This is a genomic window from Pantoea sp. X-Soil-TKNS-1207 (assembly GCF_059730485.1).
Window position 1 is genome coordinate 2,464,740 of sequence record NZ_AP035958.1, and the last position, 12,180, is coordinate 2,476,919.

The following is a 12,180-nucleotide window of genomic DNA, read 5'->3' on the forward strand; positions in this document are numbered from 1 at the left end:
ACAAGGTGAATCATTGTGTTAGTTACTATACCCTTAGCTTGCTGTGGATCGAACTTCATACCACCACAGACGTCTCAGCCAGCAATGTGCTGCCTGACATGCCGGTAACCGTAACGAACGATGGGCCACTTGCGTCACCCTATGAAAATTCACGCTATCAGCCAGACGTTGCCCCACGCACGTTATCAGCGTTGTCCACAATGCGATACCCTTTTTTCCTTACCGGATGTTAAATCGCATCAGGCAGCTTACTGCCCGCGTTGTCATGCGCGGATTCGTAGCGGTTTCGACTGGTCAATGACGCGTCTGACCGCGATGGCGGTTACCATGCTGGCGCTGATGCCGTTCGCTTTTACCCTGCCGCTGGTGGATATTCGCCTGCTCGGTATGCGCATCAATGCCAGCCTGCTGGAAGGGGTGATCCAGATGGCGCAGCAGGGCGATGTGCTCACCGCCTCTATCGTGGCGTTCTGCACCATCGGCGCGCCCGTGACGCTGGTGGCGGGGATCAGTTACTTAGGTTTCGGCCATGCGCTCGGCATGAATCTGCGCCCGGTGCTGCTGATGCTGGAGAAGCTGAAAGAGTGGGTGATGCTGGATATCTACCTGGTCGGTGTCGCGGTGGCATCCATTAAAGTACAGGATTACGCCACGCTGGAGATCGGCTACGGCATGGTGGCCTTTATCGCGCTGACGGTATTCAGCCTGCTAACGCTGATCCATCTGAACGTCGAACAACTGTGGGAACATTATTATCCACAGTCGATCCCCACCTCACCGCCTGAAGAGTGGCAGGTCTGCCTGAATTGCCATCACACCGGCATGGCGGATGAGCGCGGACGCTGTACCCGTTGCCACACCCCGCTGGATTTTCGTCGGCGTCACAGCCTGCAAAAATGCTGGGCTTCGCTGATTGCCTCGATTGTGCTGCTGATCCCGGCTAACCTGCTGCCGATTTCCATCGTTTACGTTAACGGCGCACGGCGCGAAGATACCATTTTCTCCGGCATTCTTGGCCTGGCCTCCGGCAATATTCCCGTGGCCGCCGTGGTGTTTATCGCCAGTATTCTGGTGCCGTTTACCAAAGTGCTGGTGATGCTGACGCTGTTGCTCAGCATTCACTTTAAATGTGAACAGGGCCTGAAAACCCGTATCCGCCTGCTGCGCGCTGTCACCTGGGTGGGCCGCTGGTCGATGCTGGATCTGTTCGTCATTTCATTAACCATGTCGCTGGTCAACCGTGATCAGCTGCTGGCTTTTACCATGGGACCTGCCGCGTTGTATTTCGGTGCGGCAGTAATCCTGACCATTATGGCTGTTGAGTGGCTTGACAGCCGCCTGATCTGGGATGCACATGCAACAGGAAACGCCGACTACACCGACTAGCGCGAATCTGCGTAACAAGCGCAAGATTTCGCCGTTCTGGTTACTGCCCATCATCGCGCTGCTGATTGCGGCGTGGTTGCTATGGACCAACTACCAGGAGCGCGGGACCACCATCACCATTAACTTCCAGAGCGCGGACGGTATTGTGCCGGGCCGAACGCCGATACGTTATCAGGGCGTGGAAGTGGGTACGGTGCAGGGCATCGTGCTGAGTGATGACTATCGCAGCATCCAGATCAAGGCCAGTATCAAAAGCGACATGCGCGATGCGCTGCGCGAAAATACCCAGTTCTGGCTGGTGACGCCGAAAGCCTCGCTGGCCGGGGTATCCGGGCTGGATGCGCTGGTCGGCGGTAACTACATTGGCATGATGCCGGGCAACGGTAATCCCAGCGAGCATTTCACCGCGCTGGATACGCAGCCGAAATATCGTGTCAATACCGGCGAGCTGCTGATCCATCTTCATGCGCCGGACCTCGGCTCGCTGAATACCGGTTCGCTGGTTTATTACCGTAAAATCCCGGTCGGCCGGGTGTATGACTACAGCATCAATAGCAGCACCGATGGCGTGACCATTGATGTGCTGATTGAACGTCGCTTCATTAATCTGGTGAAAAAGCAGAGTCGCTTCTGGAATGTCTCTGGCGTGGATGCCGATGTCAGCCTGAGCGGAGCGAAAGTCAAACTGGAAAGTCTGGCGGCGCTGGTGAACGGGGCCATTGCCTTCGATTCACCCGATGAGGGCCAGCAGGCGAACACCGATGAGAATTACACCCTCTATCCCGACCTGGCACAGAGCCAGCGCGGCGTACAAATCAGTCTCGACCTGCCTGGCGGCGATAACCTGAAAGCCGGCAGCACGGCGCTGATGTATCAGGGGCTGGAAGTCGGCACCCTGACCAAACTTAATTTGCTGCCTGGCGGCAAAGTCACCGGCGAACTGACCGTCGATCCATCGGTCGCCGGTCTGATGCGTAGCGGCACCCGCATCGAAATGCGTACGCCAAAAATCAGCCTCACCGATACCAACCTCAGCAGCCTGCTGACGGGCAACACTTTTGAACTGGTGCCTGGCGAAGGCCAGCCGCAGGATCACTTTAACGTGCTGCCCGCCAGCGAATCGCTGCTGCAAAAACCTGATGTCCTGACGGTCAAACTCAGTGCACCCGAAACCTACGGTATCGATTCCGGTCAGCCGGTGATGTTATATGGCATGAAGATCGGCCAGGTGATTTCGCGTCAGCTGGACGAAAAAGGCATCAGCTTTGTCGCGGCCATCAATCCTGAGTATCGTCATCTGGTCCACGGCGACAGCAAATTCATCGTCAACAGCCGTATTGACGTGAAGTTTGGCCTTGATGGCATGCAGGTGCTGGGAGCCAGCGCGCGCGAATGGGTTGACGGCGGGATTCGCCTGGTGCCGGGCGCGAAAGGGAATCCGCAGAACACCTATCCGTTATATGCCGATGCTGAGCGTGCCGAAGAAGGTATTATCGGCGATCAGCCCCCCGCCACCCTGAAACTCACCGCCAACAGCCTGCCGGATGTGCAGGCCGGTTCTGTGGTGTTGTACCGTAAATTCCAGGTTGGTGAAGTGGTTGACGTCGTGCCCCGTGCCGATGCCTTTGAAATCTCAATTCATATTGAACCGCAGTACCGCAAACTGCTGACCGCTGAAAGCGTGTTTTGGGCGGAAGGCGGCGCCAAGGTCCAGCTGAACGGCAGTGGTCTGACGGTGCAGGCATCGCCGCTGAACCGCGCGCTGAAAGGCGCTATCAGCTTCGATAACCTGACCGGCGCCCAGGCGGCGAAAGGCGTGAAGCGCGTGCTTTATCCTTCAGAAACCGCTGCCCGCGCCGTCGGCAGCCAGATCTCGCTGCATACCTTTGATGCCAGCAAACTGTCGGCAGGTATGCCGATTCGTTATCTCGGCATCAACGTTGGCCAGGTCGAATCACTGGCGCTGAGCGCCGATAACAACCAGGTCGTGGCGAAAGCGGTGCTGTATCCTGAATACGTGCAGGATTTCGCCCGCATTGGCAGCCATTTCTCGGTGGTTTCTCCGCAAATCTCTGCTGCGGGCGTCACTCATCTGGAAACGCTGTTGCAGCCATACGTTAACGTTGATCCCGGCAAAGGCGCGCAGGCGCGCACCTTCGAGCTACAGGAGAGCACCATTACCGACTCCCGTTATCTCAACGGTCTGAATATCTATGTTGACGCCACGGAAGCGGGTTCACTTTCCGTTGGCACGCCGGTGTTGTTCCGCGGCGTGGAAGTTGGCACCGTCACTGGCACCTCGCTGGGCAGCATGGCGGATCGCGTTCAGGTCGCGCTGCGCATCAGTAAGAAATATCAGCACCTGGTGCGCAATAACTCGGTGTTCTGGCTGGCATCCGGTTATAACCTCGATTTCGGCCTGATTGGCGGCGTGGTGAAAACCGGCACCTTCCAGCAGTTTATTCAGGGCGGCATTCAGTTTGCCACCCCGCCAACCGTGCCGCTGGCGCCACAGGCCGGCGCCGACAAACACTTCCTGTTGCAGGACGAAGCGCCGAAAGAGTGGCGCAGCTGGGGAACCGCCATCCCTGATCCTGCACAACCCTAAGCAAATCGGGCAGCCTGGCTGCCCGATTCTTTTTCGCATGTTACACTTCGTGCTCTGTTTGCTATCCCCGGAAGAAACCCGTGTCCGAACGCTTTCCTGAAGATTTCCTCACGCTGATGCGTGCCAGCCTGACCGATGAAGCCGAACTGCAACGTTTCATTGCCATCAGTCAGCAACCACTGCGTCGCAGCCTGCGCGTCAATACCTTAAAAATCAGCGTGGCCGATTTCCTGGCGCGCACCGCCCATTACGGCTGGCGACTGATACCGATTCCGTGGTGTGCCGAGGGATTCTGGATTGAGCGCGATGACGAATCCCTGCCGCTGGGCAGCGTTGCTGAGCACCTCAGTGGATTGTTCTACATTCAGGAAGCCAGTTCGATGCTGCCGGTGACGGCGTTATTTGATGCCGCCCCCAACGCTCAGCAGGTTATGGATGTCGCGGCGGCACCGGGGTCCAAAACCACGCAGCTGGCAGCACTGATGCGTAATAAAGGCGCCATCCTTGCCAACGAATACTCCGCCAGTCGTGTCAAGGTGTTGCACGCTAACATCAGCCGCTGTGGCGTCAGCAATGTCGCCCTCACCCATTTTGACGGTCGGGTGTTTGGCGCGGCATTACCGGAACAGTTCGATGCCATCCTGCTGGATGCGCCCTGCTCCGGCGAAGGCGTGGTGCGTAAAGATCCGGACGCGCTGCGCAACTGGACGCTGACCAGCACCGAAACGATAGCTGCCACCCAGCGCGATCTGCTCGACAGCGCCTTTCATGCGCTGCAACCCGGCGGTACGCTGATCTACTCAACCTGTACACTGAATCAGATTGAAAACCAGCAGGTGATTGGCTGGTTACAACAACGCTACCCGGACGCTGTTGAAATCGTGCCGCTGCATGGCCTGTTTGCCGGTGCTGAGCAGGCGCTCACCCCCGAAGGTTTCCTGCACGTATTCCCGCAGATTTTCGACAGCGAAGGCTTCTTCGTCGCGCGGTTACGCAAAACGGCCAGCATCCCGGCCCTGCCCGCGCCAACCTATAAACTGGGGAAACTGCCTTTTTCACCCGCCAGCAGAAAGCTGACGGCGGAGGTGATGCAGGCGGCGGCCAAAGTCGGCCTGACCTGGGACGATAACCACACTTTATGGCAGCGCGACAAAGAGTTGTGGCTGTTCCCGGCCGCGCTGGAAAGCTGGCTGAGCAAAGTCCGCTTCTCGCGCATCGGCCTCAAACTGGCTGAAACCTTTCCAAAAGGCTATCGCTGGCAACATGAAGCGGTTGTCGCGCTGGCGCAGCCGGAGAGCGCACTGGCGTTTGCATTGACGGAAGCGGAAGCGGAGAGCTGGTATCGCGGCCAGGATATTCATCCGGAAACCCTGCCTGCACGGGATGAGGTGATTGTGACTTACCAGCAGCAACCACTCGGACTGGCAAAAAAGGTGGGAAATCGCATCAAGAATAGTTACCCCCGCGAACTGGTGCGCGACGGCCGCCTGTTCCGCTAAGGTTATTGCAGCTGCACCAGCGTGAGCCGGTTGCCGAATACGGCGCCGGTATCAATGTAGTGTTGATTGGCCACGTTAAGCGGCTGTTCGAGTGGCGTATGGCCGAAATAGAAATCGCTAGCTCCCTCAATCGCCGCTGAGTTGCCGCGCTGATGCCGTCCCAGCCGATCGCGACTCCACACCACCTGATGCCAGTCCACATCCTGCCCCAGCGCGTAGTGGCTGGCAGGATAATCGGCATGAGCAATCACCACCACCCTATCCGCCAGTTGCAGATGCAGCACCAGCGGCAGCGCGGCGCAGCGTTTTAAGGCATGGCGCGCGGCAATCAAATTGCTGCCGCGCAGCTGCCAGAACCAATCGCCGCCGTTCATTAGCCATAGCATCGGATCTTCACCCGCGAGCGCCGCAAGCGCCATTTGCTCGTGGTTGCCACGCACACAACGAAACCAGGGTTCTTCCAGCAGCTCCAGACAACCGGGACTGTCCGGCCCACGATCGATCAGATCGCCGACGGATAACAATAAATCCTGTTGTGGATCAAACCGATGCAGAATAAGCTGCGAATCTAGCTGGGTGCGGCAACCGTGTAAATCGCCCACCACCCAGATATTGCGCCATGCTTCCGCATTGACCTTCTGATAAAACATCGCGGTCTCCTGAAAGCTGGTTTACTGGAAGTTTAGTGAATCCATCATAAAGTATAGCCTGGCGACCTGTAGGCATCGGAGGGAAGCGTGAACAGTCGTAAGCAGTTTATTGGAGTTTTGGTCGTGATTTTTATCGGCAGTCTGTTGCTGCTGGAAACCCTTGCACGCCTGGTGCATGTGCTGGTAGTGGGATAAATCGCTGTTGCGGACGAGGCTCGGGAAGTGGATAACAAAATTCAACTAAGGCCGCATCCTGCAGCCCTGATGAATGTCCCTTCCGGCGCTTATCTCCGGCACTCATTGAAGGTGTTAGCTCTGTGAGGGACGGCGAATACTGTAAATCTTCAGAGTATTCCGAACAAGTTAAATGATATTAACTATCATTCTCATAAATAATATCTTTCGAAATCAAACAATCTTGATTTAAATCAATGCATTAAATAATGCAGCAGAAATCTACCTTTACCCGTCACAGCAAAAGAGAAAAGCATCGATTAACAACGTTAATCACGCTTTGAGTGCTGACATGCAGGCGTAAAGAGCGCAGCGGAACGGTTAGCATCCTGAGCCACACTAAAGGTGTGATTTTTGCCAGACTTAACTCACCATGCTTTAAAAAGGAGTGAGTCAATGAAAGATTATTATAAGATCGATCTGGAAGCCTTTATGCAGAATAATGCGGCATTAATTGGTGAAATTAAAAGCAAAGCGCCAGTTTATGCTGATGATATGGGAATGGATGAGATTCAGTATATTAACCGCGAGGTTAAGCGTGCCCATCTGGAATATGTCGAAAGCCTGGGCGTAAAAGATCCCTACGAATATTATATTTCACAACACGAAGAAGATCGTTATCTCGCCGACCAGCTTATCGCCCAGCACCGCAAAACGCTACATTCTGCTTCGTAAGCCTTTTTCAGATCATGTTGCCACAAACAGTGTGTGGCAACATGTCGTTCGGCGCTAATCAACGACTATCGCGTGATAAAGAAAATTGCCGCCATAAAGCCAAGAAATAATACCGCAAAGGTAATAAATCCCTGACGCGGTGATTTTGCCCGGCCAACCAGCGCGGAAATAAACACAGACAATAAGGTTAATGTACCAATCATCACCCAGAGAAGGTATTGAGTATTTGCCATGGAGGGTCCTTGTGAGCAGGCAATAATAAATCGCTACTCTTATACCATTTTTTTGCTATCAGGACATGCCTACCCTGCCACAGGCTGCTGACAACGCACCGCTTTTAGCGCTTCCAGCTGCTTCAGACGCGCCTGAAGCTTATTGTTAGCGTTAGCTTTGGCGATACCATTCCCAATGCCAAAATCGCCGAGAAAACCGACCACGGTGAGCGCATCAAACTCGCCGGTTTTATCAATTTTTTGCTGCATAAGTTGTGTCTTCGCAATCTCCTGCTGCAACGCCTGACAATCATCAGTTCTGGCTTCTTCATCGCTGACTGCCGGGGCTTGTGGATATTGCTTAAGGGCGCAACCACTGAGGGCCAGTAGCGCGACAAGGAGAACGGGTTTATACACAGACGCTTTCCTGCAATTATATTTGGTACTGCTAAGTTAGCAGGAATTGCGCGCGTACGTCTGCATCTGTTGTGGATGATGCTAAACGCCAGGGTTTTGCCGGCCGGAAACCGGATGTGGTGTCCGTTCAACGCAACGATAAGTAATATTTAACTTGCTTGTGATTTGTATCCGTGCGTTAATGGCTCGTCGGTCTGATTAGCAGACAGTTTCAAAGTTAGTTCCTATAGTATTTCTCATCCAGTTTAGTGCCGCATGCCAGCCTTTCTCTTTGAGTCTTATCGCAAGTTCTGATTCGTCTCTGCAATTCAGCCTCTGTCGCCGTATGGCTTATTGAAAAGGTATAAATTATGTCTAATAAAATTCTTGGCACCGTTAAGTGGTTCAACTCTGAGAAAGGTTTTGGTTTTATCACTCCGGAAAATGGCAGCAAGGACGTATTCGTCCATTACTCAGCCATCCAGGGTACAGATTATCGCTCGCTTGACGAAGGTCAGCGCGTTGAGTTTTCAGTTGAAGATGGCCAGAAAGGTCCTTCAGCAGTGAATGTGGTTGGGCTTTAAAATTACGTCAGCTTCAAAACGTTTCAGATGTCCGCATTGCCATGGTTCCCAGTATCGAACTTCTGTGTTCGACATCAGTAAAAAGAATCCCCATGGCGCAAAATGCATATTTTGCAAATCCGCAATGGTGGCGTTACGGCCGTCGTTGTCTTGCAGTTTACCTGCTTTCTGATTTGCAGAAAGTAAATCTGACAATTAGATAATTATCAGATTGATCTATTTCAGGCACCGCTTCGGCGGTGCTTTTTTATATTTATAATCCGCTGCCATAGCAGATGTGATCGGTAAGAAATGCGAAAGTATCTATCTGATTTTCTGCCGGATACCTGCGCGATGTCATTAGTAAAATCTCACCTTTAGTCATCGCCGTGACAATCCCAATAAGTTATCACCCGCTAATGACAGGTTAATGTCAGCACTTTCCATTGATGCTCGCCAGATACTGCAATAGAATGTTATGCGTTTACAAAAATCAGATAAACCTTATTGAGAACAATGGCAAAAAACAACCTTACAAATTACGAGTTTATGCGCCTGTGCATTCACACTGAAGCACTGGGGCTAGACCACACATTCACCTGGGGGCGAGTGCTGCGTCGTTACTGGCGTAGTCGGCACATCCGCTATCAGGTTAAATGGCGCATCGCTAGCTATTTCTATGCGCTGGATGGCTATTGGAGTAAGAAGTTTGCCGTTTGGCTCAATGACCATATCAGTGAGAAGCACAATGTGGAGATTGGGTTGGGTGCGGTGATCGGTCCGGGCCTGCGCATCGCGCACCACCACGGGATTGTCATCACCAGCATTTTCCGTGCGGGTAGTCATTTCCACATTTGCCAAAACACCACGATTGGCATTAAAGAGAAGATGGGCGGGTTTATCGTGGCGGGCGATCACGTCCGCGTTGGGGCAAACTCCTGCATTATCGCTGATAATCTGCGGATAGGCAGCAATGTGACTATCGGTGCACAATCTTTTATTAATAAAGATATTCCTGACAATGTGTCCTGCTACACGCGTAAAGAACAAATTATGATTGTAAAGAATGATGCAAGCCATGTAACGCTAATGGAAAGCGCAGCTTAAATTAGACAGGCGATCAGCTCTGGCTAAGATCGCCATATCAATTTTTATATAACAGTCGTTGCAGCAATCCTTTATTATGGTCCCTCACTGAGCCAGGATCAGTTCGCCGAACCCCTTATCTTTTAATAAGATCGCCAAAGTTTTCTTTTATCATACCCTCACCTGAGATATTCCCACCCCCAGGAAATAAATATCATTTAGCCTCTCTTTTCAGCATGGCTGACCATTAAACATGGTCGCTGAACCCCTGTTGATAAAGGTAAATAATAAAAATTTTCATTATGTGCAATACACCCAGACCAGAGTTCGAGAACAACTACGGATTATAGAAATCCGCATTTCGCCTCAAATACCCGATGGTTTTTAAAGACAACTTGACACACTCAAAAACATGTTAGCGAAGAGTATCATCACCAAAAGCCTGGAGCTCGCGACGTTGTAACGGCGGATCATAAAGCTGGCCGCAGCTATGACAACGAACAGAATGACTATGTATAGCGTGCTAATTATTTCAATGATGATGATGGCTTGACTGGATATTAGAATTTCGGACAACTGAAAATAAAGCGTTATCAATCAGATAGACAAAAAAAGACCGAATACGATTCCTGTATCCGGTCCAGGGAAATGGCTCTTAGAGAGCCGTGCGCTAAAAGTTGGCATTAATGCAGGCGAGGTCGCCTTGCCTTTTAAAGGTAGACCAAGGGTGATTATTTTCCAGCCAACCATCACGACAGGGACGTAAAGCTGCCGACTCTGTGATCGCGACGGCAGAATAGCAGCAGGAATGCGGCGTAGCGGGCTGCTACGCCAGTCGGGAAGGGATTACTTGTCGCACAGTGCCTGAGCGCGCGCGATGATCGGCGCGAGGCTCATTTTCTGTCCCGGATGGGCTTTGTCATCCGCCAGAATGGTGCTGATCGACTGCGTGGTACCACGGCCTGATTTCTGGCTAGCTTCTGCTTTGTCATTCAGCGGATACTGCAACAGCGTGCTGTCATTGATAGCAAACAACGCGCCACCTTTCTCGCAGCTCAGCATCACTTCTTCCCGCGTAAACGGCCATTTGTCTTTGCCAATTTCATAACGGCTGACGGTAATAATCTGCGCGGCCATCGCCTGGCTGCAAAGTGTCATCAGCACACAAGCTGGAATAAGTTTCTTCAGCAAAATGTCGACCTCATACATTCAATCGGGATACAGGATTCAGGTTGGCGACAGCGTAGCAAACACGCTGACCAACCCGATAACAGCTATCGCCAGCAGCAGCTCAAGCTGCGTCAGGCGGATAAAAAAGTGCGGCGTCGAGCTACCGGCAAGGCGAAAGCGCGGCACCAGCCAGTAACGGTTGATCAGTGCAATCATCATCATCAACGCCACCAGCAGCGCTTTGGCGATTAACAACTCACTCCATAGCGTGAGGTGCCATTGCCACGGCAGGCCAGCAATCAGCAGGCTGTTGGCGATGCCGGTCAGTAACGCCAGCACCACGGCAAGATGTCCATAGCGGGAAAAACGCATCATGCTGCGGATGGCGTCAGTGCGATGCTCAATCCTGCGCGCCTCACGCATCAGGACCAGCAGCGGCAGCAGTCCCCCACTCCAGAACGCTGCGGAAATCAGGTGTATCGCATGATTGATCTGCTGCGCGACGCCCGGCCAGCCATCACGCATCGCGGCGTGGCCTACGCCAGCGAGGGCGATTAACTGCAACAGCCCAGCCAGTAACAGCAGTTGCTGGCGTAGCCTGCCGCGTAACGACAATGCCAGCACGCTCAGCAGAGCGAAGAGGATTTCCCAGCGCCACACCTGACCAAAACGTGTGCCAAGCACCGCCCGCCAGGTATCGCTGGCAAAAACGTTACGCCAGTCACCACTCATCAGGCCGGTTTGCGTCGCCAGCATTAATACCGCGCTGACAAAGCTCAGCACCGCGCTGATCAGCAGGATGCCATGCAGACGCCTTGCCAGCATCGGGCGAAAGCGCGCCGGTGCCAGCAGTGCGGTGTAGAACGCACTGCCGGTCAGCAGCAATGCGGATAAAAAGTGGAGCGCCCGCAGGCTAATCCACAGCGTACTCAGGCTCATTACTTGACGCTAAACGCGTAACTTCCTTTGGTTTTATGACCGTCCACCGAAAGTACGTGCCAGTTCACCTGGTAGTTGCCCGCCGGCAACGGCTGGCTAAGCGGCACAATCAGCTGGTCGTGCTGTTTTTCGTTCAGTCTGACCTTTTCTGCTGGCATAACGTGCTGCTGCGAGTCGCGGATTTCAACGCCGCTAAATGCCGGTTCCACATCTTCGGTGAAGGTCAGCGTCAGAGCTTTAGGTGACGAATCAACCGTTGATTTATCGGCCGGGACCGGTGTTTTAAGGTGAGCATGCGCGAGGGCATACTGACTGAAGGCCAGCGCAGACGACGCCAGCAATAGCGCCGCCACGCGGTTAAACACAGTCTTCTTCATAAGATCATCCTCCATTTTGCGGCAAGCCGCCGCAGGCGTGGCAGCAGGATACGCTGCTGATCCGCAGGTGTCGAGACCTGCAATGCGATCCCTTTTCCCTTGATCCTTAACGGGGAAAACATTACTTTTGCCCCTGTTTATCAGGAGAAAAGCATGAGTCAAAACCTTGCCCTGCTCTCGCAGGAAGAGAAAGACAAAGTGAATGTCGAGCTGGCCGCTGCCGGGGTCGCGTTTAAAGAGCGCTACAACATGCCCGTGGTAGCGGATTTGGTCGAGCGTGAACAGCCAGAAGCGCTGCGTGACTGGTTTCGCCAGCGGTTGATGCAATATCGCCAGGCGTCGCTCAGCCTTTCCCGTCTGCCTTACGAACCGAAGCAGAAATAAT

14 protein-coding genes are annotated in these 12,180 nt (G+C 53.3%); 8 read left to right on the top strand and 6 right to left on the bottom strand.

Annotated features, from left to right (window positions below):
- The first annotated feature begins 141 nt into the window (after positions 1–141).
- The 3 genes from yebS (at position 142) to rsmF (ending at position 5,493) form a co-directional block, all read left to right on the top strand.
- Positions 142–1,386, top strand: a complete 1,245-nt coding sequence (yebS, locus tag AC6I8V_RS11605) for a membrane integrity lipid transport subunit YebS (RefSeq protein ID WP_497842408.1) — start codon at positions 142–144, stop codon at positions 1,384–1,386.
- Complete coding sequence (locus AC6I8V_RS11610) at positions 1,355–3,994, top strand: PqiB family protein (protein ID WP_497842409.1); 2,640 nt, start codon at positions 1,355–1,357, stop codon at positions 3,992–3,994. The genes yebS and AC6I8V_RS11610 overlap by 32 nt, the downstream gene beginning before the upstream one ends.
- Positions 3,995–4,074: 80 nt before the next feature.
- On the top strand, positions 4,075–5,493 hold the full coding sequence (rsmF, locus tag AC6I8V_RS11615) for a 16S rRNA (cytosine(1407)-C(5))-methyltransferase RsmF (RefSeq protein ID WP_497842410.1): 1,419 nt from the start codon (positions 4,075–4,077) through the stop codon (positions 5,491–5,493).
- A gap of 2 nt (positions 5,494–5,495) precedes the next feature.
- Here the strand turns inward: rsmF and AC6I8V_RS11620 are convergent, their stop codons facing one another.
- A complete protein-coding gene (locus tag AC6I8V_RS11620; RefSeq protein WP_497842411.1) occupies positions 5,496–6,143 on the bottom strand; it encodes a metallophosphoesterase in 648 nt (215 codons plus the stop codon).
- A 630-nt stretch (positions 6,144–6,773) separates the two neighbouring features.
- Between AC6I8V_RS11620 and AC6I8V_RS11625 the strand changes: the two genes are divergently transcribed.
- A complete protein-coding gene (locus AC6I8V_RS11625) occupies positions 6,774–7,052 on the top strand; it encodes a hypothetical protein (RefSeq protein WP_497842412.1) in 279 nt (92 codons plus the stop codon).
- Positions 7,053–7,117: 65 nt separating this feature from the next.
- On the opposite strand, the gene AC6I8V_RS11630 is transcribed toward AC6I8V_RS11625, so the two are convergent.
- Together AC6I8V_RS11630 and AC6I8V_RS11635 are read right to left on the bottom strand one after the other, a co-directional pair.
- Positions 7,118–7,285, bottom strand: a complete 168-nt coding sequence (locus AC6I8V_RS11630; protein ID WP_497842413.1) for a hypothetical protein — start codon at positions 7,283–7,285, stop codon at positions 7,118–7,120.
- 69 nt (positions 7,286–7,354) lie between these two features.
- Positions 7,355–7,681 carry a hypothetical protein gene (locus tag AC6I8V_RS11635; protein WP_497842414.1) on the bottom strand — a complete coding sequence of 109 codons (327 nt, stop codon included), beginning with the start codon at positions 7,679–7,681 and terminating at the stop codon, positions 7,355–7,357.
- 350 nt (positions 7,682–8,031) lie between these two features.
- On the opposite strand from AC6I8V_RS11635, the gene cspE reads away from it, so the two are divergent.
- The 3 genes from cspE to AC6I8V_RS11650 all read left to right on the top strand — a co-directional run bounded on the left by cspE (position 8,032) and on the right by AC6I8V_RS11650 (position 9,330).
- The gene (gene cspE, locus AC6I8V_RS11640; RefSeq protein ID WP_497842415.1) at positions 8,032–8,244 is read left to right on the top strand and encodes a transcription antiterminator/RNA stability regulator CspE; all 213 of its coding nucleotides are present in this window, start codon (positions 8,032–8,034) and stop codon (positions 8,242–8,244) included.
- Positions 8,228–8,416 (top strand): cold shock small protein YmcF, encoded by a 189-nt coding sequence (ymcF, locus tag AC6I8V_RS11645; protein WP_497842416.1) that lies wholly within the window; start codon positions 8,228–8,230, stop codon positions 8,414–8,416. Before cspE ends, ymcF begins: the two co-directional genes overlap by 17 nt.
- 323 nt (positions 8,417–8,739) lie before the next feature.
- Positions 8,740–9,330, top strand: a complete 591-nt coding sequence (locus AC6I8V_RS11650; protein WP_497842417.1) for an LbetaH domain-containing protein — start codon at positions 8,740–8,742, stop codon at positions 9,328–9,330.
- An 825-nt stretch (positions 9,331–10,155) separates the two neighbouring features.
- Here the strand turns inward: AC6I8V_RS11650 and AC6I8V_RS11655 are convergent.
- The 3 genes from AC6I8V_RS11655 to copC are packed head-to-tail and all read right to left on the bottom strand — an operon-like array spanning position 10,156 to position 11,795.
- On the bottom strand, positions 10,156–10,518 hold the full coding sequence (locus tag AC6I8V_RS11655) for a YebY family protein (protein ID WP_497842418.1): 363 nt from the start codon (positions 10,516–10,518) through the stop codon (positions 10,156–10,158).
- A gap of 18 nt (positions 10,519–10,536) precedes the next feature.
- On the bottom strand, positions 10,537–11,418 hold the full coding sequence (gene copD, locus AC6I8V_RS11660; protein WP_497842419.1) for a copper homeostasis membrane protein CopD: 882 nt from the start codon (positions 11,416–11,418) through the stop codon (positions 10,537–10,539).
- The gene (copC, locus tag AC6I8V_RS11665) at positions 11,418–11,795 is read right to left on the bottom strand and encodes a copper homeostasis periplasmic binding protein CopC (protein ID WP_497842420.1); all 378 of its coding nucleotides are present in this window, start codon (positions 11,793–11,795) and stop codon (positions 11,418–11,420) included. Before copC ends, copD begins: the two co-directional genes overlap by 1 nt.
- A 153-nt stretch (positions 11,796–11,948) precedes the next feature.
- Between copC and AC6I8V_RS11670 the strand changes: the two genes are divergently transcribed.
- Entirely contained in the window at positions 11,949–12,179 is a 231-nt protein-coding gene (locus tag AC6I8V_RS11670; protein WP_497842421.1) for a DNA polymerase III subunit theta, read from the top strand.
- Position 12,180 lies beyond the last annotated feature (1 nt).